Origin of the sequence: uncultured Odoribacter sp., from assembly GCF_937966165.1 — a bacterium.
Classification (GTDB): Bacteria; Bacteroidota; Bacteroidia; order Bacteroidales; family Marinifilaceae; genus Culturomica.
Map to the genome: position 1 here is coordinate 43,822 of NZ_CALCLB010000001.1, position 26,050 is coordinate 69,871.

A 26,050-nucleotide genomic window follows, 5' to 3' on the forward strand; every position below is an offset into this window, starting at 1 on the left:
TTCAGGGCTTTTTTATTAAAACAAGATGATAGAATTTCGATTTAGCAACGGTTATTATTTTCATTTCTACTTTTATTGTATGAAGAGTAGCCGGTAGCCCTGTAATTGTCTTGGATTTAAAAGAAAGATTATATAAACCCCCGGCTTACAGTCGGGGGTTTTTAGCTGATACACACGAAACAAAAATAAAATGAAAAAGAAAATTGCGATTCAAGGGGTACACGGATGTTTTCATGAACAGGCAGCCCGTCTGTATTACGGAGAAGAAATTGAGGTGGTAGAATGCCTGAATTTTGAAGATTTGTTTACCAGTTTAGAAAAGAAAAAAGCGGATGGAGCTGTCATGGCTATTGAAAATACAGTTTCGGGGGGACTTTTACCGAATTATTCTCTTTTACATAAATACGGGAGACAGATAAAGGGAGAGGTTTTTTTGCGTATAAAACAAAATCTTATGGCTTTGCCGGGGCAAAAGATAGAAGAGATACGGGAGGTTCATTCTCATTATATGGCTATTGCCCAGACCCGGAATTTTTTTCAGGAGTATCCGTATATCCGTTTAATAGAATCGGAAGATACGGCAAAAAGTGCTGCTGAAATAGCAGTTAACCGTCAGATGGGGGTCGGAGCGATCGCTTCCAGTCTGGCAGCGGAATTATTTGGTTTGGAAATTCTCAGGGAGAGTATAGAAACGCATAAGCAGAATTTTACCCGTTTTTTAATTTTAGATGATAAATTGAGTGTGGAAAAAGAAGATATTGATAAATCTTCGATTTGTTTTACTATTCCTCATGTAAAAGGAAGGCTCTCGCAGATTTTGTCAATTTTTTCTTTTTACGATCTGAACCTGACAAAAATTCAATCTTTACCTATTCCGGGTAAGGAATGGCAGTATTTTTTCTATGTGGATCTTAAATTTGAAGAATATAACCGTTATCAGGAAGCCATGAATGCGGTACAGCCTTTGATGGAAGATGTAAAAATTATGGGAGAGTATAAAAGTTGTAATGGATAAAAATGGAATTGTAAAATATAATACTTTAGGATATGATTATTCAGCCAGCAAACAGAACAAATAACGTAAGTGAATATTATTTTTCCCGTAAACTCCGGGAAATAGATGAGATGAACCGGCGGGGAGAAAAAGTAATCAGTTTGGGAATAGGATCGCCTGATATGGCTCCGGCATATGAGGTTATTCATTCCTTGATACATGGGGCAGAGAATCCCGACAATCACGCTTATCAAAGTTATAAAGGTATTCCGGAGCTTCGGAGAGCTTTTGCAGAATGGTATCAAAAATATTATGGTGTAGAATTAGACCCTGAAAAAGAAATTCAGCCGTTAGCGGGTTCTAAAGAAGGTATTTTGTTATTATCCCTGGCTTTTTTAAATAAGGGAGATAAAGTTTTAGTGCCTAATCCGGGATATCCGACGTATTCTTCCGCTTCTTTATTGACAGAAGCTGAAATTATTCCTTTTGATTTGAAAGAAGAGCACGATTGGATGCCTGATTTCGAAAATTTGGAACGGATGGATTTAAGCGGAGTAAAAATGATGTGGGTAAATTATCCGAATATGCCGACTGGAGCGAGGGCAACGGAAGCTTTGTATCGCCGGTTGGTGGAATTTGGCTTAAAACATAAAATTTTAATTTGTAATGACAATCCTTACAGTTTTATTCTCAATGAGGAACAACTGAGTATTTTAAGTGTACCCCGGGCTAAAGAATGTTGTATTGAATTAAATTCTTTGAGTAAAGCCCATAATATGGCCGGTTGGAGAATTGGAATGATTGCAGGGGATCCGGCAGTTATTGCCAACGTATTGAAAGTAAAAAGCAATATGGATTCAGGTATGTTTAAGCCGATGCAATTAGCGGCAGTGAAGGCCTTGTCTCTGGATGCCAGCTGGTATACGGCTTTAAATGAAGAATATAAGGCGCGTAAACAGCTTGCAGGCGATATTTTAGATCTATTGGGTGCAACATACGACAAAAATAGCAGCGGCATGTTTTTATGGGGGAAAATAGGAGAAAAATGGGAAAGTGGAGAAAAATTGACGGATTTTATATTGCAAAAAGCAAAGGTGTTTATTACTCCTGGTTTTATATTTGGAAGTAACGGAGAACGCTACATTCGTATTTCTCTTTGTGCCAAGCGTCCTGTTTTGAAAGAGGCATATGAACGGATAAAAAATAATTTATACCATGCAGAATTATGCCACGGTTCCTGGTGTTAGTTTTATGAAGCGGTATAAATCATAAAAATTAAAGAAAAAATTTATGCAAGTAGGAATAATAGGAATAGGTTTGATCGGAGGTTCTATGGCCATCGATTTAAAAAAGAGAAAATTTGCAGATAAGATAGTGGGGGTAGAAAACGATCATTTACATGCAGCAGCAGCTAAGGAGATCGGATTAGTAGATGAAATAGTAGATTTGGACGATTGTATCGGAAAAAGTGATATTATTGTCGTTGCGACCCCGGTCAGTGCTGCTATCCGTTTGATCCCACAGATTCTGGATAAAGTTGAGAAACAAATTGTTACCGATGTTTGTTCTACGAAAGAAAAAATCAATGAGATGGTCCATTATCATCCGAACCGTAAAAATTTCGTAGCTGCTCATCCTATGGCTGGTACTGAGTATTCGGGCCCCTGGGCGGCTTTGTCCGGACTTTTCGATGGGCGTGCAGGGATCATTTGTAATGCGGAGGATTCCGATATGCGGGCTGTAGAATTAGTAAAAAGTATGTATGATTGTCTGAATATGAGAATTATATATATGCGGGCAGCTCATCACGATGTGCATACAGCTTATATTTCTCATATTTCTCATATTTCTTCGTTTGCTCTGGCTTTGACGGTTTTGGAGAAGGAAAAAAATGAAAAGAACATTTTTGATTTGGCTTCAGGAGGTTTTTCTTCCACAGTACGTTTGGCCAAAAGCAATGCTGATATGTGGGCTCCCATATTTTCTCAAAACAAAGAGAATGTATTGACAGTATTGGATACTTATATTGAAAAATTGCAGGAATTTAAAAAAAATATATCCGATTATAATGAAGGAGGAGTAAGAGAGTTGATACATAAAGCTAATAAGATAAAGAGAATTATCCGTTAAGAATATAAATTAAAAACATATAACAATAAATTTTATGGCAGCTATTCAATTGGATTTAGTAAAAGTAAATGAATGGGGAATTTTTCCGGATACGAAAAAACCCTTGATCATTGCAGGACCTTGTAGTGCAGAGAGCGAACAGCAATTGTTTGAAACAGCAAAGGCATTAAAAAACGGAGGGGTAAATGTTTTGCGGGCCGGTATCTGGAAACCCCGGACCCGTCCGAATTGTTTCGAAGGTGTTGGATCAGATGGCTTAGGATGGATGCGCCGTGTACAGCGGGAATTGGGAATGAAAACGTCAACCGAAGTAGCGAATGTAAAGCATGTATATGAAGCATTGAAGGCAGGGGTCGATTTGTTGTGGATCGGAGCCCGTACAACGGCAAATCCTTTTGCTATGCAAGAAATTGCTGATGCGCTGAAAGGGACAGATATTCCTGTTTTAGTTAAAAATCCGGTAAATCCTGATGTAGAACTTTGGATCGGAGCTCTGGAACGCTTGAATCTGGCAGGGTTAAAGAAAATTGGAATCATACACCGGGGTTTTTCTACTTATACAAAAGCAAAATACAGAAATACTCCTCAGTGGCAGATCCCGATAGAGATTAAACGTCGTTATAAGGATATCGTTATGATTTGTGATCCGAGTCATATTTCCGGTAAAAGGGAATATATACAGGAAGTTTCCCAGCAAGCTATGGATTTAGGTTTTGACGGCTTAATTATAGAATCGCATATTTGTCCGGAAATTGCTCTGAGTGATGCAGCGCAGCAAGTTACACCCTCTTCCCTTTCGGAAATTTTATCCCGTTTGATTATTCGGAATATAGATAGTGAAAATATGGAATATAAAGAAAATATTGACGAATTACGGGCCCGTATTGATGAACTGGATGATGAATTACTGCAGATTTTAGCAAGTCGTATGAGTGTATCTGCTGAAATCGGAAAATATAAAAAACAAAATAATATCACTATTCTACAGCCCGGACGTTGGGATAAAATTTTGGAGAAAGTGTTCCAAAAAGGAAAAGAAAAAGGATTAAATGAAGAATTTCTGGAAAAAGTCTTTAAAGCAATTCACCAGGCTTCTATCGACCGTCAAACAGAAATTATGAATCAATAAATTACGAAAAAAGAGGCTGACCGAAAAGTAAAATTTTCGGTCAGTTTTCTTTTTTGTATTCTTCTTCTTTTTTTCTTTCAGCCGTTCTTTCTAATTTAATTTTTTGCGAAATATCCCTTGGGATATTTCGCAAAAAATCAATGCCTTAAAAACTAATTCCTAACCCTAAGCTGTAAGGATGCAATTCTGGTCCTTTGTTGGATTGGAACATACGGGTCAGCGTATAACTTCCCCAGATATTTAAATTGTGATAACCGATTCGTGCAACTACATCTGCTTTTACAGGTACCATATTAAAACTGCCGGAATTTTTTTCTTTTTTCTTATTGCCATTGAGATTATTGTACACGATTTTTGTTTTGGAGTGAAGTCGGATTCCTCCCATAAAACCAGCGGAAATATGTATCTTTTTTCTGATTCTTGCCGGAAATTGTACTTCCATTAAGAGGGGAACAGTCAGATAAAGTGTTTTAAAAGAATTTCTTTTTACTTTCCAGTCCGGATGAATAGCATAAGGTACAACTCTTTTGTTTTCATCCAATGTAATAGACTGGTGTTTATTTTCAAAACGCAAACGCTGATATTCAAGCCCTAATCCTGTAATTAATCCAAAATTATTACGGGGAACTAAATTGATGCTCTGTTGCAAAATATTGAATTGCATGACAAAGGAATTTGCATAATCCAGTTCCATAAAATTTTGTTCTCCCACAGGATAATCAGAGTAATCTGTATGGGTAAAGTTTACAAATCCAAAATTGAAGCCACACCAGTGACCGTTAAATTTTTGATGACTTTTGGATTTTCTGTTTTTATATTTGTGATTTCCCAGAATCTCAATTTCTGTGTCATTCCCTGAACTAATAATAGACAGACCGTTATGGGAAGAAGAAAGGATCCGTATTTTAGATTTTTTTAATGAAGTTGAAGTATCAGTAATTTGCATTTCCCTGTCCGATCTCAGGGAATCCTGAAGATCAGCTGTCGTTTTAATTGTTTTTTTTGTTTGTCTTACTTCTTCAAGGATGACAGAATCTTGAATTTTAGCAGCCATTACGTTTAATGTCAGAAAAATTGTAAAAAAGGATAAAAGTGTTTTCATCTTATTATATTTCTTAAATTCTATTATTTTAATATAGGACGGATGGAGATTTTAATTTGTTACAGAGGTATCTCTATTTTTACCTGTTTTTTTGATCTTTTGGGTGAGGTTTCGGCCGGCGTGAACGACTGACGTAAATATATTTTTGGTTTCGACATTGTTGGAAGAAGATTTCCAGGCTTTGGCAGATTCTGTAAGGATCATTTCCGGAGAATTGTTCATTGCTATTTCTTGAAGTTTTGCCTCTGCCGGGAGGGGAAGAAGGGCGGGAATTTCCGTAGAGGAAGGAATGGGAGGGATTCCTGGCCTTATCCTTTTTACCGTTCTTACGTCAGCTAATTCAAATGTTTGTTTGTGACATACTATAGGTAAAGAGGTGGTGTAAGCGGGTGAAACGACTAAAGGAAGTATTGTTACCCGTTTATTACTGATAACAGAACTCTTTTCTATGGATTGAGGGGTGTATAAACGAATGAGGAAAAATACGATTAACAGAGCTGCTATAGAACTTAACCGGATAAAAATAAAATGTTTGTTTTTCTTCCGGTAAAGTTTGTTTTTGTGATTAAACTGAATATCTAAATTCGGTTTCAGGCGTAGCTTTTGGTAAAAGAGAACAGACGTACGGAAACTTTTTTCAGTTAATCGTTTTCCCAATTGTTGTTTTTCACTTTTGGTCAATACCTTTTCGGCAGCTGCGATAGCATAATAATCAGGACATTCCTGGATTTCTGTTTTTTTCAGTAATTCTTTATGTGAATAAGTAAGAGCGGGTTTTTGAAGTTTTATATTTTCAATATCCTCTAAAAGTTCTGATAATTCGGGATGTGCCAACAGAAAAGCTTTTAATTCTGCTATTTCCGTTTCTTTCAATATACCGTCCAGATAATCGGTAAAATATACTTCATAATTTTCTTGAGTAATCATTTTAAATCAATTAGGCGATTCAATAGACATATTTCTTCTTTACAGTATTAAATCCGGTTTTCGTATGAATTTTTTCATATAATTACGGGCTCTGAAAATATAAACTTTTACTTGACTTTCAGATAGATGAGTGATGTCTGCAATTTCCTGATAAGAATAATCCTCGTAATCTCTCAATAAAATAACAGTTTTCTGAACCGGAGATAATTTATTTAATGCAATTTCTAAAATTTCTTGTAAATCGGGAGATTGTGTGGTGGATAAATACTGTTCTGGATTTATATTCTCGATATCTTCACTCTTTTTTTCACGACGGAATGTATCAATCATTTTGTGATAAGAAGTAGTAAAAAGAAAAGCTTTTGCTTTTTCGAATGTAATTTCCCTGACATGTTCCCACAACACCATATAGCTATCCTGGATGATATCTTCAGCTAACTCTTTATTACGGCAGGTTTTATAAATGAAGCGAAATACATCGTCCGAAAATTTATCTACACTTAGGTTATATTCATTCCTTGTCATAACATGTATGAGACGAACGAATATAAGGAAAAGTTACAGATTATTTTGCGTTTTTAAGGGATTTAAAAAGGGAAAAAATATTGATAATACATTACAAGAATAAGGCGACCCATGAAAATGTTAAAGGGGAAAGGTATTTCCCTACTTCTGAATATCGGTTTCCTTTATAGGTGTAAATATAAATTGATAATTCCGGCTCCTTGCAAATGTAAGATTGCCTGGAATACTGAAGTTTTTTCATAGACAGGTAGTTGAGGACATTTTATTCAGTCTGTAAAAGAGAGGGAATTAAAAAAGATTTCCCTTTCTTCTTTTAATATATCAAGATGCCGGGTTTTAGCTCCGATTGTAATTTGATAGACCATATTATTCCTGAATATAAATCGTTTAAAGTAAGTCATCTCATATTTGTCTTTAATAATGGAGTATTCAATTTCTTTAATCAGCATATTTTCGTATGGAACTGTTTGTTCATTTTTTAAAATAGCTGTCTCCATATCTATAGATCCTTTTCTCAGTTGTTCATATATGGCCAATGTGTTATCCGGATCTGAAAAAGAAATTTTTTGATTTGAAAAATCAGAACATACCACTCCGAAAACACAAGTCAGGTCTTTGGTTTGATAGATGTAAGAATGAATTTCATTTGTTTCTTTGTGTAATTTCTGTACATTATTGGGGAATAGAAAAGAGATATGCTGATCTGTTTGAATTCTTTGCCAACGGGCATCCGTAGGCAAAAGGCTGAGAAAAAACAAAAGTAATTTTATTATAAGCATGATTTTCGGAATAGTATAATTTGTTATTTTTGCAGCAAACTTATTTAATAATCAGATGTATTCAAATACTCTAAGCCTATAAATTATTGATTTTATGATGCTTTAACATATTTATTCTTTGCTTTGCAAAGAGCATCTTTACCGGGAAAATGTTTAAAGGTTAAGAATTGAAAGATAATATTTAATCCAATACATTCATTTATATATGCAGATAGCGGGAAAAGAAATGGGAGAATATCCTTTGGTGTTGGCACCCATGGAAGATGTGACCAACCCTCCGTTCCGGAAGTTTTGTAAGGAGTTTGGGGCAGATTGGTTATATTCAGAGTTTGTTTCTGCGGATGCATTGGTACGTTCGGTCAATAAGTCTTTGAAGAAATTGACTATAGAAAAAGCGGAACGTCCTGTGACGATTCAGATTTACGGACGCTATATTGATTCTATGGTTGAAGCTGCCCGGATTGTTGAGGAAGTGCAACCGGATTTTATTGATTTAAATTTTGGTTGCCCTGTGAAAAGGGTGGCTCAGAAGGGAGCGGGTGCGGGTTTGTTGAAAGATATTCCCCTTTTGATAGAGATGGCTGAACAGATTGTAAAAGCTGTGAAGATTCCGGTTACGGCTAAGACCCGTTTGGGATGGGATTGTGAACATATTATTATAGAAGACATTGCCGAACGTTTGCAGGATGTGGGAATACAAGCTTTGGCCATACACGGACGTACCCGTTCCCAGATGTATTCGGGAGAGGCGGATTGGGAGCCTATTGGGAGAGTGAAGAATAATCCGAGAATCCGGATTCCGATTATTGGAAACGGGGATATCGTTTCTCCACAAAAAGCTAAAGAAGCTTTTGAGAAATACGGAGTGGATGCTGTGATGATCGGGCGGGCAGCTATAGGACATCCATGGATTTTTAAACAGATAAAACACTATTTTCAGACCGGAGAAATACTACCGGATTTATCCGTATCGGAGCAAATTGACATTTTGAAAGAACAAATATTATTATCCGTTGACTGGATAGATGAAGTAAGAGGTATTCTTCATATGCGCAGGCACATGGCTGCCATGTTTAAGGGTTTGCCTCATTTCCGGGATTTACGGATACAAATGCTGAGGGCCGAATCGATATCAGAACTTTGGCGTATTTTTGAATTGATCCGGCAACGCTATCTGGAGGGTGAAAAATGCTGATGTTCAAACGTAATTCTACTGATTTCTTTCCAGGGAATATAAACGGGTATACTTTTTTCCGGAATTATTAAAACACCGCTGTTTTCTGAATTTACATCCGCTGAGTCTCCCAAGCTAAGGGCAGCTCCGTTCGTAAGAGTGATATAAGAATATTTATAATTTTTCGGTTCGATGGATTTTAAATATTTGAATGGAATCTTATATTCGATATTGTCGTTTTCTCCGTCCAATAATTCAAAATTCATCCCTTCATCCAGATCATAAACCATTTGTCCTTTTACTTTTTCTCCTTTACGAGTTAAAATTTCTCCAGAAAGAAGCGTTTGTTCGGAAAAATCAGAATAGGAAGGCAACTGTATTTCTTCTATAGTCAATGCCTCTAATTGGGTGGCAGAAATGGTTACCATACCTGTATTGGGCATATTCACTGTAATTTTTTTTAAATTGTCTATTGTCTGTAAATCAAATTCTTTTCCGTTTTTTAAAATAAGTTGATAATGATCCGGGATTTTGGCTATTTTTTTGATTTGGGCGAAAGGTATATTGATTTCTCCCTGCTTCGTTTTGGCTTTAAATACGTCTGTGATCGTCTTTTTATTATTCCAGCTGATAAGTCCCTTATAAATTCCTTGTTTGGTTTGGAGGATTCCGGTTATCGGAACGGAGAGCGGCGGGCAAAAAGAATCAGGAGAGGAAGTAAATTCAATTTTGGCTATTTTTTCCCAGGGGATTTTTACTGTTTCTTGTTCTGATATTTGAACAATGAGCGGTATGTTTATATCGTTAAAATGCCCCTTTTCCAAAAAAAATTCATAACCTTTCTGCGTTTGAAGAGTTATTTGATTAAAACCGCTCAATATTATAGACTTGATATTTCCGAATCTGCAAGCAAACAGATGCTGGGGAGGTACAGTAGAGATCGAGCCTTCATTGAAGAATGTCACACCATCTTCCGGGCTGAAGTAATGTGCATAGGGATTTACAGGTTTTTGAGCTTGAAAAAGATCTGTCCAGTATAATTGATTATTTCCCCAGGTAATATAACCGGAAAGTACATTGTTTTCTACTGTAGAGATATATCCGTATATTCGGTATTCACCAGCCTGAGCAAAAGTAAGAGAGTACAGGGTTAAAAACAGACACACAAAGCAAAGAAAAAGATTTTTCATAAAAATTCATTTTATAAATGACGTACAAACGGGCAGAAAAGTTACAAATAAAATAGAAAGTAACTGTTTAAACGGGTAATTTTTTGATAACTTAAAAAAGATGATTTTATAGGTTTTCTTTTGATATTTAAACAGACTATCGGTAATGAACCATTTATTTATAATTATTTTTGTATAAACATCCGGAATGGGATTTCCTTCTGGACATATAAATGAAAGGGATGAAATGATAACAAAGAAGAATATTATTTTGGTATTAGGAGCACCTAATGATGAAAACGGAAATTTAAGTCCAATGGCTTTAGATCGTTTGGATTGTGCTTTGAATCTGTATACTTATAACGAAAATGTTCGTTTCATCTGTACCGGCGGATTTGGAGAACAATTCAATACGACTTCTTTTCCGCATGGTTATTACAGTAAACAGTATCTTTTACGTAAAGGGGTGAAAGAAGAAGCTTTTCTTGAGTTTGTATTGTCTTCTAATACGGTGGAAGACCTCAGGATGTCAAAACAAATAATTGAAAAGGAACAGCCTGATGTTTTATTAATTGTTACTTCCGATTTTCATATGAAGCGGGTGAAAATTTTACACGATATTATAATGCACTACCCGGCTACCATCTTTATTCCTGCTCTTTCCAGTTTGACTGCTCAGGAACTGCTTCCTTTTTTACAGCATGAACAACAAGCCCTCCGGGAATTACAGGCGAATAATTATATCTTGTATTAACGAAACGTCAATACAAGATATAATCCTTTAATTTATAAATTTAATGCTTAAAGGGTATGCCCAGAGTATACCTTCATTAGCGCGTATTGCACCAATAATTGTAAATACGAGGCTACATACTCCCAAGGCAATTAACAAAGGTATTCCAATGAGTATAAATATCAGAATAGAGGCTCCTATCGCATAAAGAAAACAAGAAATGATCCAATTCATTACTATTTTCCCGTTAGCGTCAATATAGGAAGAAGTATCTTTCCTTGTCAACCACAGTACTAAGGGCAAAATCCATCCTAATCCAGGAATAATTACTCCTGCAAATTGTGAAATATGAATGAACATCGCATATTGTTTTTCAGCATCAGAGATTGTATTTTCCATATTTGTTTGTTAAAGTGTATTTAATGCTTTTTCCAGTCGTTTTAATGTTTCAGCTTTACCAATAATTTCGATAATATCAAACATATGTGGTCCTTTTGCAGCTCCTACAATAGCAACTCTAAAGGGGTTCATGACTTTACCAAAACCGATTTCTTTTGTCGTAATCCATTCAGATATAATTCTTTCTGTATTGGCAAAAGAAAAATCTTCAATATTGCTGAGCAGGTTGTATAACTCCTGCATAAGGGGTAACGATTCTTCTTTCCAGTATTTTTTTACGTCTTTTTCATTGTATTCTTCCGGAGTAACAAAGAAAAATAAACTATCCTTGTAAATATCTTTTACAAAGTCTGCCCGTTCTTTCATCAAACCACATACCTTTTCTATTTTGGTATCGTCTGTAAAAATTCCGTTCCTTTTCAGTATCTCTTTTAATTGGCTGGCAAGTTCTGAATCCGGTTTATTGATCAGGTATTTATGATTGAACCATTTCGCTTTTTCCGGATCAAATCGGGAGCCGGCTTTGTGAACTCTTTCCAATGAGAAGGCCTGACACAATTCTTCCATGGAAAAAATTTCCTTATCCGTTCCGTCATTCCAGCCGAGTAGGGCAAGCATATTGAGAAAGGCTTCCGGAAAATATCCGTCTTCTTTATATCCGTGCCATATTTCTCCGGTTTCAGGGTCTGTCCACTGCATGGGGAATACAGGAAAGCCCATTTTATTTCCGTCTCTTTTACTCAATTTTCCATTTCCTACCGGTTTCAGGATTAACGGAAGATGGGCAAATTCAGGCATTACTTCTGTCCAGCCGAAACTTCTGTATAAGAGGACATGCAGCGGAAGGGAAGGAAGCCATTCCTCACCCCGGATGACATGAGTAATTTTCATTAAGTAATCGTCTACTACATTGGCTAAATGATATGTAGGCATTCCATCGGATTTAAACAAAACCTTATCATCTAATAAGGCCGTGTTGAAGCGTACTTCTCCCCGGATAATATCTTTTAAATGAAGCTCTTCGTTTTCAGGCATTTTAAAACGAATTACATAAGGCTCTCCTGCTTCCAGCAATTTTTGGACCTTATCTGTATCCATGGTTAAGGAATTCCGGAGTTTTACCCGTGTAGCGGCATTGTAAATAAACGTTTCTTTTTGGGCTTCACAAGATTTCCGGTAATTATCCAACTCTTCTGCCGTATCGAAAGAATAGTATGCATGACCGGATGCTACCAATTGTAATGCATATTGTTTATATAAGTTTTTTCTTTCACTTTGGCGGTAAGGACCATATTCTCCCCCGGCTCCGACCCCTTCATCCACCTTTAAACCACACCATTCTAAGGATTTTATGATGTATTCCTCTGCCCCGGGTACATATCTTGTCTGGTCGGTGTCTTCTATACGCAAAAGAAAATCCCCTTTATGGTGACGGGCGAATAAATAATTGAAAAGGGCTGTTCTTACCCCGCCTAAGTGAAGGGCCCCTGTCGGACTGGGAGCAAATCTGACTCTTACTTTTCTTTCCATTATGGCAAATTTTGATGTAAAATCACTTTATAATTTCCGTTCGTTTTTACCGGAAGTGAGGGTATTATCTGAAATATTCTGCAATAAATTTTTAGTAAATTCGATTCCTTTCCGGATTGCTGTTTCTTTCGATGTAATGCCGCTTAGGATCGGTTCTGCATGATTAAAAGGATTGTCCGGGTTGTCTGTAAGCAGATAAACTGTATACTTCCCGTTTTTTCCATTTTTCGTTTTGCTTACCAATCCTAACCAAATATCTACATTACGATCTTTCAGGTATATCGTACGTTTTACTTTATACATCTCAAAGTTTTATCTTCGGTCTTTTTTGTTGTTTTTTTGGAAATTCATGACTGAAACGGCAATTGCTAAACTTAGCATCGCAAAGATATTGATATATACCGGAGTCCGGTCTGTCGTTGTCATTAGACTGAATACACTGGAAATCATGATTAAAAATGCACCAAGAATAATCAGTAAACGGGCTGTTTTCATAGATTTTCGTTTTTCGTTTAAGTTTTAAACACAGCATGAATTTTATTTCTCTACGTCTGTGAGCTGTAGACAGTTTTTGACAGGGTTAGCGTAGATTTCCAGATAAATATTATTTAACAGGGAACGATTTCCTTCAATTTTGTCAATTTTCTGGGTCATCGTATAAATAAATTTTTCTTTTTCCGCTTCATTGTAGAAATTAGAAAATTTGTTGACGGAATGCAAAAGGTCGTAAGCGATATAATTATTCGGCCACAATTTAAAATTTTTATGGATTTTTGAATCAATCAGCAGGGCAAGGGCTTCTAAGCGTTCCCCATTGGATGGCAAACTGGCTATTGCATCCAGTTCGTCATCAATGGGTTTGTCTATAACAAAACTAATTCTTCCTTTATACATCGCCAGTCCGGTTTGCATACTTTTCATATCTTCTTCAGGAGTTTTGATGTATTCGCTGACTGTTTTTGTGTATAATTCGCTGGTTTTCAGATCATCACAAGGTTCCCATTCATAAGAGATAGATAAGGGCACAATCCGGAGCTGCCGGAAATTTTCTGCGAAATCTTTAGGGCCGCTCATTTTAAACATTTTCAGTAAACTGGGTTGTGTTTTATCGTCTCCGTTTTTCGTCCTTCCTTCTTTTTGGGCAATCCATATCGAATTTTTTCCTTCTTCTATCGTTGTCCGTATATATTTGGAACGGAGTGCAGAACTGACGATCATTTCTCTTACAGGGATATCCCTTTCAATTATAAAACAGGAGTTTAATTTTACAAGATCAGTGACCCACTCGTTAACCAGAAGATTACTCCCAATAGCAGCTTCTGTATATTTGAAACCGTTTTTTCTCAATAACAGATTCAATATAGCGGAATCTAAAATAATATCTCTGTGGTCAGAAATGAACAGATAGGAAGTATCTTGTCTCAGATTTTCCAATCCGCTGACAGTTACCCCGCCGGAGGTATGATCCATTACAGCTTGAATCGCCGGTCCGAAAAACTTGCATTGAAATTCATCCCTTGTATGGATATCTTTGAGTGAGGCAGCGATCACATTTTCATCGATTTGAGTAAGTTGTGTGAAAACGGATAAAAATGCCTTTGCTTTACTGAGCCTTTGAGCAGCAGCAATAACTTCACTTCCCACATAGGGTCTAATACTGTCAAATTCCGAATCCGATACCATATCTGTTTTTTCTAAAAAATCTTAATAGCAGCTCCACTGAGCTGCAAAGATAGAAAAATTATCTGTTATGCCTGCTGTGCTCCGGGATATTCTTTCAAAGCCTGAGCCAAGGTTTCCATAGCTTTTTTCAGTTCACTGATTTTTAAAACGTAAGCTATCCGGACTTCATTTTTTCCTAAGCCTGGTGTATGGTAAAATCCACTGGCAGGAGCTACCATAACAGTTTGGCCGTTAAAACTGAAATCTTCCAGTAACCATTTTGCAAAGCGGTCTGCATCGTCAATGGGTAATTTTACAATAGAGTAAAAAGCTCCTTTCGGTTTGGGACAAATAACTCCCGGCATTTTATTTAAAGCATCTACCATGAAGTCCCTTCTTTCTATATATTCATTGTAAACGTTTGCAAAATATTCATCGGTAGTATCCAGAGAGGCCTCGGCTGCTATTTGTCCTAGTGCGGGGGGACACAAACGGGCCATTCCGAATTTTAAAGCTGTTGCCAGAATTTCTTTGTTACGCGTAATAATTGCCCCTACCCGGATACCGCATTCGCTATATCTTTTGGACATTGAATCGAATAGAATAACGTTTTGTTCAATGCCTGGTAAATTCATTACAGAAAAGTGTTTTAAGCCGTCATAACAATAGCGCCTGTACACTTCGTCTGAATATAAATATAAATCGTATTTTTTGATAATTTTAGCCAACTCTTCCAATTCCTCTTTAGAATATAAATATCCGGTTGGGTTGTTGGGATTTATAATTACAATTCCTTTTGTTGCGGGAGTAATTTGTTTTTCAATTTCACTGATCGGAGGTAAAGCGAAATTATTTTCAATGGAAGAAGTTACGGTTTTTACTTTTACTCCGGTCATAACGGCAAAAGCCGTATAATTTGCATAAAAGGGTTCCGGAATGATAATTTCGTCACCTGGATTTAAGGTACTCATAAAAGCAAATAAAATTGCTTCAGATCCCCCGGTCGTAATTAAAATATCCTCTTCATGAACATTAATACCTAAATGTTGGTAATATCCTGCTAATTTTACTTTTAGTGTATGATTCCCTCCCGAAGGAGTATATTCAATAACAGATAATTTCATTTTCCTCACCGCTTCTAATGCAATAGGAGGTGTTTCTATATCCGGTTGACCGATATTCAGATGATATACTTTAATTCCTTTTTCTTTGGCCCGGTCGGCATAAGGAACCAACTTCCGGATAGGTGAAGCCGGGACTATTTTCCCCATTTCTGAAATTTGTGGCATGTTAGATTAATTATTAATAGTTAGACTTAAAAAGACGCGTTAAATTACAATAATTTTCAGATAAAGGAATAAAAAAAATAAAAATATTGAACTCTTTTAAAAAGTATATATAATAAAGAAACTGTGTATTATTTTGAAATAAATGAGATAAGGGAATTGTTAGAAATACTTTATTTAATGTCTTCTGCCGATGAGGTTTTTTTAATTGCTTTATAATCCGGCTCTGTTTTTTAATTTTTCGATATTCAGAAGTTTAATCTTTCGTCCTTTTGATTCTACAAGTCCTTCGGTTTTGTATTCGGATAATAAACGGATGACTGTTTCGGTAGCTGTACCGACAAAATTACTTAAATCTTCTCTGGAGATGTTCAGTTTAAGGGTACCGTCGTTTTCAATGCCGAAATCGTGTGCCATCATTAATAATATTTCTGCCAGGCGCTCTTTTACTGATTTTTGTGCAATATCCCGGATATAGCGATTGGATTCTCCCAATTCTTTACAAGCAATTTGCATCAATTCATATGCAAAATCCGGGTTGTTCTTAATGAGGAGTAAAAGCGTTTTTTCCGGAATAAAATAAAGAATGGCATCTGCCAATATTTCTACAGAAGTACAGGCTTTCTCTTTTAAAATCACTGAACGGAAACCAAAAAAATCTCCTTCTTTCTCAAATTTTATGATCTGTTCCTTCCCTTCATGACCGGTCTGAAAAATTTTGACAATACCGCTATATACGAAATAACACCCCTTCATACGGGCCCCTTCAGAATAAACGATATTTCCTTTTTTATAATGTTTTACAGAATCGTTACTGAATAATAAATTGAGTTCTTTTGCTGAAAGATTTTTAAATGTTTTTTTAAATTTTTCGCAACATTCAAAATTATTCGGTAATTTTATTTCGTCTTTCATCTTACAATTAATAAAGGAATCTTACTCTTCCAATAAAGTACAAATTTGATTATAAATGGCCTCTTCGTCGTAGCCGCATAATTTATAGAGTTGTTGCTGACTGCCATGTTCAATGAATTTATCCGGTATGCCTAGTCTGACAATCTGAGCATTATAATGATATTTATTCATAAATTCTATTACGGCGCTACCCAAACCTCCTATAATTGTAGCGTCTTCGAGGGTAATGATTTTTTTGAATTTGGTGAATACCGCATGTAAAAGTTGTTCGTCTATTGGTTTTAAGAAACGCATATCGTACCAGCCGACTGTTGAGGGGGAAATTCTGGCTATAGCCTTTTGGGCAAGATTCCCGATAGCTCCTATAGATAATACAGCGACTTTTTCTCCTGTTATCATGCACCTTCCTCTTCCGACGGTTAATTCCTGAAAAGGAGTTTTCCAGTTTATCATATACCCATTTCCTCTGGGGTACCGGATTACAAAAGGACCTTTGGTGCTGGGTAATTGGGCTGTATACATCAGATTCCGCAGCTCTTCTTCATTGAGGGGAGCACTGATGGTAATATTCGGTATACATCTAAAATAAGCCAAATCGTAAGCACCGTGATGGGTAGCACCGTCTGCTCCCACTAATCCTCCCCGATCCAGGCAAAGCACAACTTGTAAGTTTTGGAGAGCAATATCATGGATGACCTGATCGTATGCCCTTTGCATAAAAGAAGAGTAAATATTGCAGTAAGGAATAAATCCTTTAGCCGCTAAGCCTGCTGAAAATGTCACGGCATGTTGCTCTGCTATACCTACATCAAAACACCTTCCGGGCATTTCTTTCATCATAATATTCAAAGAACAACCTGTAGGCATCGCAGGGGTTATCCCCAAAATTTTGGCGTTCTCTCGGGCAAGCTCTAAAAGGGTGTAACCAAAAACATCCTGAAATTTAAGAGTAGGGGATGGATTTTGTTCTTTGATTAATTCTCCCGTATCTTTATTGTATTTTCCGGGAGCATGCCAAGTCGTCTGGTCTGTTTCTGCCTGTTTGAGGCCTTTACCTTTGACCGTGATACAATGTAATAATTTCGGACCGTTGATTTTTTTCATGTCCCGGAGAACTTTTACCAGGTGATTTACGTCATGGCCGTCCACGGGTCCGAAATAACGGAGTCCCATGGCCTCAAATAAATTGCTCCGTTTTAACAATAAAGACTTTACGCTATTATCGATATTCTGAATAAAGCTTCTCATGCCCGGGCTGATACGATTGAGCTTTCCCAATATATGCCATACATCTTCCTTCAATTTGTTGTAGGTTTTGGAAGTAGTGACATCCAGGAGATAATCATTTAGTCCACCAATATTGGGATCAATAGCCATATTGTTATCATTTAAGATAACCAGGAGATTACTGTTGTGAATGCCTGCATTATTGAGAGCTTCAAAAGCCATCCCTCCTGTCATGGATCCATCTCCGATGACTGCAACGGATTGACGGTCATCTTCCCCGTTCATTTTTGCAGCTATCGCCATCCCTAAGGCAGCTGAGATGGAAGTGGAAGAATGACCTGTTCCAAAAGAGTCGTATTTACTTTCCGACATTTTCGGAAAACCGCTGATTCCTCCAAACTGGCGTTTTGTTTTAAATTGATCTTTGCGTCCGGTAAGGATTTTATGGGCGTAAGCCTGGTGTCCTACATCCCATATCAGGTTATCGTAAGGGGTATTCAAAACGTAATGTAGAGCGACTGTAAGTTCAATCACCCCAAGACTGGCTCCTAGATGTCCGGGATTCTCTGCACAATCTTCAATAATCTTATGCCGGATTTCCGCACATAATGGTAAGAGGGAGTCTTCCGGCAGTTGCCTAAGGTCTTCGGGGGTATTTATCTTGTCTAAAATCATATCAGTCCTGAGAGGAGAATAAACAGTCTATTCATTTTTATATTCTCTGTTCCGTAAGGAATAGCATTTTATCGCAATATATGCCTTATGGCTTGAAATACTTATTTTTCATATACCAGTGTACCGATTTCCTCTCCGCTCATTAATTTTTTCAGATTCCCTTCTATATCCATGTTAAATACAAGAATGGGCAGGTGGTTTTCCTTACACATGGTTGTGGCAGTCAGATCCATAACTTTTAATCCTCTGTTGTATATTTCGTCATAAGTAATTTTGTCGAATTTCGTGGCTGTCGGATCTTTTTCAGGGTCGGCGGTATAAATACCATCTACACGAGTGCCTTTTAACATGGCGTCGGCTTCAATTTCAATCGCCCGCAAACTGCTGCCGGTATCTGTAGTAAAATAAGGGTTACCTGTCCCGGCACTAAAAATGGTAATATATCCTTGTTCTAAATATTCTACGGCTTTACTTTTAGAATAAAATTCTCCAATAGGTTCCATCCGGATAGCTGTCAAAACTTTATTTTTGCATTTTTCGTTATCTAATGCAGAGCTGAGGGCCAGTGCGTTGATAACAGTTGCCAGCATACCCATACTGTCTCCTTTTACCCGGTCGAAACCTTTGCGGGATCCGCTTAGTCCCCGGAAAATATTGCCTCCGCCGATAACAATACCGATTTGTATTCCCATATCTGCAATTTCTTTAATTTGGCGAGCGTAACTTTCAACACAAGTTACGTCAATTCCGTATTTTTGGTTGCCCATTAAAGATTCACCGCTTAGCTTTAACAGAATCCGTTTATATTTCATATCTTTGTACTTTATTTAATTAAGATAAAATATCCCGTTTCAGGAGGATTAAAAAATTATTTTCCCTTTGAAGGAGAACTCTAAAAGTAGAGCAAAGCTAATTAATTTTGCGTTATTCTTGAATGAAATGAATGAAAATTTAAGTTATGAATAAAACTGCAAATTATAAATTGACAATTATTGTTCCTGTCTATAATGAAGAAGGTAATATTCAACGCTTGACTACGGAGTTATCTCATTTTTTACAGATCTCTAAATTTAAATCCTGTATTCTTTTTGTAAATGATGGTTCTACGGATCAGAGCGAACAACTTCTGAAAAAGGCTTGTGAAGGGAAAGATGATTTTTTTTATTTAAGTCTGGTCAAGAACGGAGGGCTGAGTGCTGCTATGAAAGCAGGTATTGACAATGTTTTTTCTGAATATGTGGGTTATATTGACGCTGATCTGCAGACGGCTCCTGAAGATTTCAATTTGCTGTTAGAATATGTAAACGATTATGAAATGGTGATGGGAATCCGGACCGGTAGGAAAGATAGTTTTGTAAAAAATATGTCTTCCCGGGTGGCGAACGGCTTTCGCAGGGCTATGACGCATGACGGAGTGGAAGATACCGGTTGTCCTCTGAAAATTCTCCATACTCAATATGCAAAGAAAATCCCCTTTTTTACCGGAATGCACCGTTTCTTACCTGCTTTGATACAATTACAGCACGGGAAGGTAAAGCAAGTCCCTGTCCGGCACTTCCCCCGGATTGCCGGGAAATCGAAATATCATTTGTGGAACCGTCTGGCAGGACCTTTTAAGGATTGTTTTGCCTACCGGTGGATGAAAAAACGGTATATCAATTATGAAGTAAGTACGGATAATTTATGTGAAATCCTTTAGTTCAGTGGAGATGTGTATATGATCTATGTAGTTGGTTTCCTTGCACAGTTGCTTTTTTCAGCCCGTTTGTTGCTGCAGTGGATTATGTCGGAAAAAGCAAAAAAAGTTGTTTCTCCTTCTATTTTTTGGAAACTTAGTTTGTTAGGTGCTTATTTATTGTTCATATATGGCTGGCTGCGGGATGATTTTGCTATTATTCTGGGACAATTGATTTCTTATTATATTTATATCTGGAATTTGGATAAAAAGGAAAGCTGGCGAAAATGTCCGGCTGTTATCCGTTATGTTTTGTTATTAACACCGGTAGCTGTCTTACTATATATGTTGAAAGATTTGCCTGCTTTCGTCAATCAGTTTTTCCGGAATGATGATATTCCTTTGTGGTTACTGGTGTTTGGTTCTATGGGGCAAATAATATTTACGTTGAGGTTTGTTTATCAATGGTTGTATTCCCGTAGAAAAAATGAATCTGTTTTACCATTGGGTTTTTGGTTGATCAGTCTGACGGGTTCTCTGATTATTGTTGCTTATGCACTTTACCGGCGGGACCCGGTATTAATACTCGGACAATCTACAGGTTTGTTGGTATATAGCCGGAATATATATTTGCTTCAGCGGAACAGGTAATAATTTATTTTTTCGGAAAGCATATGGGAATCTATGTACATATACCTTTTTGCAGGAGTAAGTGTTATTATTGTGGCTTCTATTCTGTTGCTTCTGTTGTTTTGAAAAAGGCTTTTATTCGTGCTTTGTGCCGGGAAATAGAGCTAAGAAAAGATTATTTAGGCATTTATAAACCGGAAACGTTGTATTTGGGAGGAGGAACACCCTCTTATCTGGATTCCGATGAACTTCAAATGATTTTGCAAAAGTTAGAGGAAACGAAATTGTTTCCGCTTTGCGGAGAAAGAACGATAGAAATAAATCCCGAAGATATGACGCGGGCTAAACTGAATGAATGGAAACGACTCGGTTTTAACCGTTTGAGCATTGGTGTCCAAACTTTTAATGAAGAAGTTTTAAAGAAGATTAACCGGACTCATACCGCCCGACAGGCTATTGACGGAATTTTTTGTGCGGCTGAATGCGGATTTGAGAATATCAGTATCGATTTTATTATCGGTATGCCGGGGAATACTCTGGAAAATGTAAAAGCAGATTTAAACCAAATCCGACATTTACCTGTTTCCCATGTTTCGGTATATATTTTGAGTATAGAAGAAGGTTCTGTTTTTGACCGGCAAATTAAAAAAGGGATTTTTTCTCCTCCGGAGGACGATATACTGGCAGAAGAATATTTGACCGTTTCGGCTTTACTGCGGGAGATGGGGTTTAAACATTATGAAATATCTAATTTTGCCCGTGAAGGGAAATATGCTGTTCACAATTCTAATTATTGGAACCGGAAGCCTTATATCGGTTTTGGACCTTCAGCTCATTCCTTTAATGTAAATTCCCGTCAATGGAATATTACAAATATAAAAATATATTGTGAAAGTTTAGATAATGATATTTTACAATTTGATTTTGAGGAATTAACAGATGTTGATTTATATAATGAATATATTATGACGGGATTGCGTACAATGTGGGGGGTAAATCTGGATATTCTTCAGTCTGCGTATGAGAAATACTGGTCTTTGGCAAAATCTCATATTCCCGGATATCTTCGGCAGGGATGGGCGGAAGTGAAAGGAAATCATTTATTACTGACGGAGCAGGGATGGTTAGTATCGGACTATATTTTTTGTGATTTATTTGCGACTTTTTGATTTAAAAAGAAATAAAGCTATATTTTAAAAGAAGAATGACATTAAAATATATAAATTGCATCAAGGTATATGCGGTTTTTTTGTCGTTTTGCTGTTTATTCTTTATTTTTGCAAATTCACGGAATATAAATTGTATTAACAATTAATAATTTAAAACGGCGACGTTTATTATAACTGTTTTAATGGTTGTAACTTAAAAAGAAATGAAAGCACAAAAAGTAACAGTAAAGGACTTATTACAATCGGGAGATTGCAATAAGGAAGTGGAAATCAGAGGTTGGGTAAGGACCAAACGGGGAAATAAACAGGTAAATTTTATAGCGTTAAATGATGGTTCTACTATAAACAATATACAGATCGTTGTAGAGATGGCTAATTTCCCGGAGGAAGTGATGAAAAAAGTTACAACCGGTGCTGCCATTTATGTAAAAGGTGTTTTGGTTGAAAGTAGCGGTAGCGGACAATCTCATGAAATTCAAGCTCAAGAGTTAGTCATATTGGGAGAAGCTGATCCGGAAAAATATCCTATACAGCCTAAAAAGCACTCGTTAGAGTTTTTGCGGGATGTTGCTCATTTACGGTTCAGAACGAATATTTTCGGAGCTGTTTTCCGTATTCGTCATGCAATGGCTTTTGCCATTCATCAATATTTCAACGATCATGGTTTTTATTATTTACATACTCCTCTTATTACGGCTTCAGATTGTGAAGGTGCCGGAGAAATGTTCCGGGTGACAACATTGGATCCGAAAAATCCTCCTTTAGATGAAAATGGAGAAGTTGATTACAAACAGGATTTCTTTGGAAAAGCGACGAATTTAACAGTGAGTGGACAATTAGAGGGAGAATTGGGAGCCATGTCGTTGGGAAAAATCTATACATTCGGACCTACTTTCAGGGCTGAAAACTCAAATACGACCAGGCATTTGTCTGAGTTCTGGATGATAGAGCCAGAAATGGCTTTTTATGATCTGGAGGATAATATGGATTTAGCCGAAGACTTTCTGAAATATTTGATTCAGTATGCATTGGATCATTGTATGGATGATTTAAAATTCTTAAGTGCCCGTTTACAGGAAGAAGAAAAAAATAAGAAAGCAGAAGAGCGTTCCATGGAGTTAATCGAAAAGTTAAATTTTGTTTTAACTCATTCTTTTGAACGGGTTTCTTATACCGAAGCTGTTGAAATATTAATGAATAGTAAACAGAATAAAAATGGTAAATTCCAATATCCGGTTTCGGGTTGGGGAGTAGACTTACAGAGCGAACACGAACGGTATCTGGTGGAAAAACATTTTAAGAAACCGGTTATTTTAACCGGTTATCCGAAGGAAATAAAAGCTTTTTATATGAAGCAAAATCCGGATGGGAAAACAGTTGCTGCTATGGACGTACTTTTTCCTCAGATCGGAGAGATTATCGGAGGCTCCCAGCGGGAAGAAAGCTATGATAAACTGGTTAACCGGATGAAAGAAGTCGGTATTTCTACTGAAGGAATGTCTTATTACCTTGATACCCGCCGGTTTGGTTCCGCTGTACACAGCGGTTTTGGTTTGGGGTTTGAACGTTTGTTATTGTTTGTAACAGGAATGGGAAATATAAGAGACGTGATACCTTTTCCCCGTACTCCCAAAAATGCTGATTTTTAATTAATTAAAGATTTTATTTTATCATTATGGCACTAAAGCAAAGTTTGCAACAAAAGCTGGGGCTGAAGATAAATCCGCTTCAGATACAGTTGATTAAATTGCTGGAATTGCCTACTTATCAATTAGAACAGCGAATAAAAGAAGAATTGGAATCTAATCCTCTTCTGGAGGAAGGACAAGAAGAACCTGAATCCGAATATACGGTTGAAAATGAAGAAGAGTTTGAAGGAGGGGAAGACGACGAAGAAGGACAGGAGAAAAATGAAGATGATTTTACGCTGGAAGATTATATGAATGATGAAGACGATATTCCGGATTATAAATTGTCTGTTTCTAATGCTTCGAAAGACGATGAAGCCAGGGATTTGATTTTTTCCCAGGGGACGACCTTCCGGGAAAATCTTATGAGTCAGTTAGGGATGCGGAATTTGTCCGATTTGGAGAGAAAAGTAGCAGAATATATTATCGGCAATATTGATGATGACGGCTACTTACGGCGGAATATCGGAAATATTGTCGATGATCTGGCTTTTGGAGCAGGAATAGAAATTTCTGAACAGGAGGTAGAAAAGCTTTTGAAAATTATTCAGGAATTTGAGCCCTCTGGTGTAGGGGCCAGGGATTTAAGAGAATGTTTATTGTTGCAAGTCCGTCATAAGCTTTCAGAAAATCCGGCTAATCCTGTTTTGCAAATGGCTCAGGCTGTTTTAACGGATTGTTTTGAGGAATTTTCCCGGAAACATTATGAAAAGATAGCCCGGAAATTGCGCATCTCGGATACAGATTTGAAAATAGCTATCGAGGAAATTCTAAAACTTAATCCTAAACCCGGAGGAACCGGAGGGGATTCTTCTTTTGAAAGAAATGCAGAAAAAGTTATTCCTGATTTCACTTTGGATTTAGTAGACGGAGAACTTCAATTGACCCTTAATTCCGGAAATTTGCCTGAATTGAGAATCAATAAAGCTTATTTAAATATCCTGGATGGATATAAAAATGGTCAAAGTGCTAAAGATAAAAAAGATGTCGTTTCTTTTGTAAAGTATAAATTAAACTCCGCAAAATCATTTATTGATGCCGTTGAGCAACGGAATAATACGTTAATGCTGACAATGACCGCAATTGTGCAATTTCAGAAACCTTTTTTTCTTACAGGAGATGAGAGTTTATTGAAACCCATGATTTTAAGGGATATTGCGGATATAACAGGTTTGGATGTCTCTACTATTTCCCGGGTATCAAATTCTAAATATGTACAAACCTGGTTTGGTATTTATGCTTTAAAAGATTTCTTTACTGGAAGTATGCAAATGGATAGTGGGGAGGAAGTTAGTACAGGTGAATTAAAGAATGCATTAAAAGATATTATTGATGCCGAAGATAAGAGGAAGCCTTTAACGGATGATGAACTGGTGGATTTAATGAATCAGAAAGGTTATCAAATTGCCCGTCGTACCATTGCCAAATACCGGCAAATGCTGGATATCCCTGTAGCCCGGTTAAGACGAGAAATATAATACCCCGAAATATATGAAGGTTTTAGCTCAAAGTATATCTTATCTGTTCCACCCTTTACTGGTTCCTTTGTATGGATTATTTTTTATTTTTAATTCTGATTCCGTTTTTTCCCTGATTATTCCCTTTTCTGTTCAGATGTATTGCTATTCCATCACCTTTGTGGCCCTGTTATTAATGCCAATATTAGGGATGGTTATATTTAAAAAATTGGGTTTTATTAGCAATTATCATTTATCTGTAAAACAGGAACGCGTTTATCCTGCCTTAGTTGCTATTTTCTCAGCCTTTCTTGGTTTTTATCTGATAGGAAAAATGCCTTACACCAATATTGTACAGCAATTGTATTTAGTATTGATTATTGTCTTATCCGGATTTTCAATTATTACGCTCCGTTGGAAAATGAGTATGCATATGACAGCAGCAGGGGCTGTATGCGGTTTTATTACGATTATCGGGTTTCGGTATTGGGGAGAAGTGCGGGAGAGCTTGATGATTGTTTTAATTTTATCCGGAATCTTGGCTACTTGTCGTTTGTATTTGAAAAAACATAGCCCGGCGCAGATCTATGCCGGATTTCTTTTCGGATTGAGTTTTGTGGTGGCAATTCTCTACTAATCTGGCATTTTATAAACCCATATATCTTCCCGCTTCATCAGTTCACAATATTTTTTGCGTTGTCGGTTTGCTTCTGTTTCGGTGGAGAAATTATCGATACTGACCCGTAGACGGTTGCCTGTTTCTAACAGAAGGGCCGGGTAACCCCCGGCTTTTAATTTCTCGGTGGATTTTTCAGCCTGACTTCGTTCTGCATAGGTATAGCTGGCTACGATCATATAATAAGGACCTTTCTTGGGAGAACGTATTTCAGGGGAAATAGAGTCTTTCTGCAGAAGTCTGTTGTTTTTATTTTCTAATGTATCTTTAACTGAAGTTGGTACAGGTTTATTTAAATCCCGTACGACTGTTATATTCGTCAAATATTTCGAATCCATTTTCTGACGATTACAGCCACCTGCAAGACAACAACAAATTCCTGATAAAAGTAAAACTCTA

Annotated in this window: 27 protein-coding genes; 12 read left to right on the forward strand and 15 right to left on the reverse strand. The window is 36.9% G+C overall.

Features of this window, described 5'->3' with window-relative positions; genetic code table 11:
* Positions 1–190: 190 nt before the first annotated feature.
* Genes Q0465_RS00165 through Q0465_RS00180 form a run of 4 tightly spaced genes read left to right on the forward strand, consistent with a single transcriptional unit; the run spans position 191 to position 4,253 of the window.
* Positions 191–1,015: a prephenate dehydratase gene (locus Q0465_RS00165; RefSeq protein ID WP_298611139.1), complete on the forward strand. Its 825-nt coding sequence runs from the start codon at positions 191–193 to the stop codon at positions 1,013–1,015.
* 32 nt (positions 1,016–1,047) lie between these two features.
* Positions 1,048–2,241 (forward strand): aminotransferase class I/II-fold pyridoxal phosphate-dependent enzyme, encoded by a 1,194-nt coding sequence (locus Q0465_RS00170; RefSeq protein ID WP_298611141.1) that lies wholly within the window; start codon positions 1,048–1,050, stop codon positions 2,239–2,241.
* A 43-nt stretch (positions 2,242–2,284) separates the two neighbouring features.
* The gene (locus tag Q0465_RS00175) at positions 2,285–3,124 is read left to right on the forward strand and encodes a prephenate dehydrogenase (protein ID WP_298611143.1); all 840 of its coding nucleotides are present in this window, start codon (positions 2,285–2,287) and stop codon (positions 3,122–3,124) included.
* Positions 3,125–3,158: 34 nt separating this feature from the next.
* Entirely contained in the window at positions 3,159–4,253 is a 1,095-nt protein-coding gene (locus Q0465_RS00180; RefSeq protein ID WP_298611144.1) for a bifunctional 3-deoxy-7-phosphoheptulonate synthase/chorismate mutase type II, read from the forward strand.
* 145 nt (positions 4,254–4,398) lie between these two features.
* Here Q0465_RS00180 and Q0465_RS00185 read toward each other — a convergent pair whose 3' ends face one another.
* The 4 genes from Q0465_RS00185 to Q0465_RS00200 form a co-directional block, all read right to left on the reverse strand.
* Positions 4,399–5,355: an outer membrane beta-barrel protein gene (locus Q0465_RS00185; RefSeq protein ID WP_298611146.1), complete on the reverse strand. Its 957-nt coding sequence runs from the start codon at positions 5,353–5,355 to the stop codon at positions 4,399–4,401.
* A gap of 51 nt (positions 5,356–5,406) precedes the next feature.
* The gene (locus Q0465_RS00190) at positions 5,407–6,282 is read right to left on the reverse strand and encodes a hypothetical protein (protein WP_298611148.1); all 876 of its coding nucleotides are present in this window, start codon (positions 6,280–6,282) and stop codon (positions 5,407–5,409) included.
* Between the two features lie 39 nt (positions 6,283–6,321).
* Entirely contained in the window at positions 6,322–6,807 is a 486-nt protein-coding gene (locus tag Q0465_RS00195) for an RNA polymerase sigma factor (protein ID WP_298611150.1), read from the reverse strand.
* A gap of 266 nt (positions 6,808–7,073) precedes the next feature.
* On the reverse strand, positions 7,074–7,586 hold the full coding sequence (locus Q0465_RS00200) for a hypothetical protein (protein ID WP_298611152.1): 513 nt from the start codon (positions 7,584–7,586) through the stop codon (positions 7,074–7,076).
* A 205-nt stretch (positions 7,587–7,791) separates the two neighbouring features.
* Between Q0465_RS00200 and dusB the strand changes: the two genes are divergently transcribed.
* The gene (gene dusB, locus Q0465_RS00205) at positions 7,792–8,781 is read left to right on the forward strand and encodes a tRNA dihydrouridine synthase DusB (protein WP_298611154.1); all 990 of its coding nucleotides are present in this window, start codon (positions 7,792–7,794) and stop codon (positions 8,779–8,781) included.
* Here dusB and Q0465_RS00210 read toward each other — a convergent pair.
* Positions 8,757–9,950 carry a hypothetical protein gene (locus Q0465_RS00210; protein WP_298611156.1) on the reverse strand — a complete coding sequence of 398 codons (1,194 nt, stop codon included), beginning with the start codon at positions 9,948–9,950 and terminating at the stop codon, positions 8,757–8,759. The two genes, dusB and Q0465_RS00210, sit on opposite strands and share 25 nt — an antisense overlap.
* 226 nt (positions 9,951–10,176) lie before the next feature.
* On the opposite strand from Q0465_RS00210, the gene Q0465_RS00215 reads away from it, so the two are divergent.
* Positions 10,177–10,683 (forward strand): YdcF family protein, encoded by a 507-nt coding sequence (locus Q0465_RS00215; RefSeq protein WP_298611158.1) that lies wholly within the window; start codon positions 10,177–10,179, stop codon positions 10,681–10,683.
* A gap of 27 nt (positions 10,684–10,710) precedes the next feature.
* Here the strand turns inward: Q0465_RS00215 and Q0465_RS00220 are convergent, their stop codons facing one another.
* From Q0465_RS00220 to pyrH, 9 genes are all read right to left on the reverse strand, one after another.
* Positions 10,711–11,061, reverse strand: coding sequence for a DUF4870 domain-containing protein (locus Q0465_RS00220; RefSeq protein WP_298611160.1), 351 nt, complete (start codon positions 11,059–11,061; stop codon positions 10,711–10,713).
* Positions 11,062–11,070: 9 nt separating this feature from the next.
* Positions 11,071–12,591 carry a glutamate--tRNA ligase gene (gene gltX, locus Q0465_RS00225; RefSeq protein ID WP_298611161.1) on the reverse strand — a complete coding sequence of 507 codons (1,521 nt, stop codon included), beginning with the start codon at positions 12,589–12,591 and terminating at the stop codon, positions 11,071–11,073.
* 27 nt (positions 12,592–12,618) lie between these two features.
* On the reverse strand, positions 12,619–12,894 hold the full coding sequence (locus Q0465_RS00230; protein WP_298611163.1) for a hypothetical protein: 276 nt from the start codon (positions 12,892–12,894) through the stop codon (positions 12,619–12,621).
* A 9-nt stretch (positions 12,895–12,903) separates the two neighbouring features.
* Positions 12,904–13,086 carry a hypothetical protein gene (locus Q0465_RS00235; protein ID WP_298611165.1) on the reverse strand — a complete coding sequence of 61 codons (183 nt, stop codon included), beginning with the start codon at positions 13,084–13,086 and terminating at the stop codon, positions 12,904–12,906.
* A 42-nt stretch (positions 13,087–13,128) separates the two neighbouring features.
* Positions 13,129–14,274, reverse strand: a complete 1,146-nt coding sequence (locus Q0465_RS00240) for a 1-acyl-sn-glycerol-3-phosphate acyltransferase (RefSeq protein WP_298611166.1) — start codon at positions 14,272–14,274, stop codon at positions 13,129–13,131.
* A 65-nt stretch (positions 14,275–14,339) separates the two neighbouring features.
* The gene (locus tag Q0465_RS00245; protein WP_298611168.1) at positions 14,340–15,542 is read right to left on the reverse strand and encodes a pyridoxal phosphate-dependent aminotransferase; all 1,203 of its coding nucleotides are present in this window, start codon (positions 15,540–15,542) and stop codon (positions 14,340–14,342) included.
* A gap of 210 nt (positions 15,543–15,752) precedes the next feature.
* Entirely contained in the window at positions 15,753–16,454 is a 702-nt protein-coding gene (locus Q0465_RS00250; protein WP_298611170.1) for a Crp/Fnr family transcriptional regulator, read from the reverse strand.
* 21 nt (positions 16,455–16,475) lie between these two features.
* Positions 16,476–18,356 carry a 1-deoxy-D-xylulose-5-phosphate synthase gene (dxs, locus tag Q0465_RS00255; protein WP_298611172.1) on the reverse strand — a complete coding sequence of 627 codons (1,881 nt, stop codon included), beginning with the start codon at positions 18,354–18,356 and terminating at the stop codon, positions 16,476–16,478.
* A 101-nt stretch (positions 18,357–18,457) separates the two neighbouring features.
* Positions 18,458–19,168 (reverse strand): UMP kinase, encoded by a 711-nt coding sequence (gene pyrH, locus Q0465_RS00260; protein ID WP_298611174.1) that lies wholly within the window; start codon positions 19,166–19,168, stop codon positions 18,458–18,460.
* Positions 19,169–19,314: 146 nt separating this feature from the next.
* Between pyrH and Q0465_RS00265 the strand changes: the two genes are divergently transcribed.
* The 6 genes from Q0465_RS00265 (at position 19,315) to Q0465_RS00290 (ending at position 25,612) form a co-directional block, all read left to right on the forward strand.
* Positions 19,315–20,055 carry a glycosyltransferase gene (locus Q0465_RS00265; protein WP_298611176.1) on the forward strand — a complete coding sequence of 247 codons (741 nt, stop codon included), beginning with the start codon at positions 19,315–19,317 and terminating at the stop codon, positions 20,053–20,055.
* 18 nt (positions 20,056–20,073) lie between these two features.
* Positions 20,074–20,682, forward strand: coding sequence for a lipid-A-disaccharide synthase N-terminal domain-containing protein (locus Q0465_RS00270; protein WP_298611178.1), 609 nt, complete (start codon positions 20,074–20,076; stop codon positions 20,680–20,682).
* Positions 20,683–20,705: 23 nt separating this feature from the next.
* Positions 20,706–21,830 carry a radical SAM family heme chaperone HemW gene (gene hemW / locus Q0465_RS00275; RefSeq protein WP_298611180.1) on the forward strand — a complete coding sequence of 375 codons (1,125 nt, stop codon included), beginning with the start codon at positions 20,706–20,708 and terminating at the stop codon, positions 21,828–21,830.
* Positions 21,831–22,033: 203 nt separating this feature from the next.
* Entirely contained in the window at positions 22,034–23,479 is a 1,446-nt protein-coding gene (gene asnS, locus Q0465_RS00280; protein ID WP_298611182.1) for an asparagine--tRNA ligase, read from the forward strand.
* Between the two features lie 26 nt (positions 23,480–23,505).
* Positions 23,506–24,996 (forward strand): RNA polymerase factor sigma-54, encoded by a 1,491-nt coding sequence (gene rpoN / locus Q0465_RS00285; RefSeq protein WP_298611184.1) that lies wholly within the window; start codon positions 23,506–23,508, stop codon positions 24,994–24,996.
* A gap of 13 nt (positions 24,997–25,009) precedes the next feature.
* Positions 25,010–25,612, forward strand: a complete 603-nt coding sequence (locus Q0465_RS00290) for a PAP2 family protein (RefSeq protein WP_298611187.1) — start codon at positions 25,010–25,012, stop codon at positions 25,610–25,612.
* Here Q0465_RS00290 and Q0465_RS00295 read toward each other — a convergent pair.
* The gene (locus tag Q0465_RS00295) at positions 25,609–25,989 is read right to left on the reverse strand and encodes an SPOR domain-containing protein (protein WP_298611189.1); all 381 of its coding nucleotides are present in this window, start codon (positions 25,987–25,989) and stop codon (positions 25,609–25,611) included. The two genes, Q0465_RS00290 and Q0465_RS00295, sit on opposite strands and share 4 nt — an antisense overlap.
* Positions 25,990–26,050: the final 61 nt, after the last annotated feature.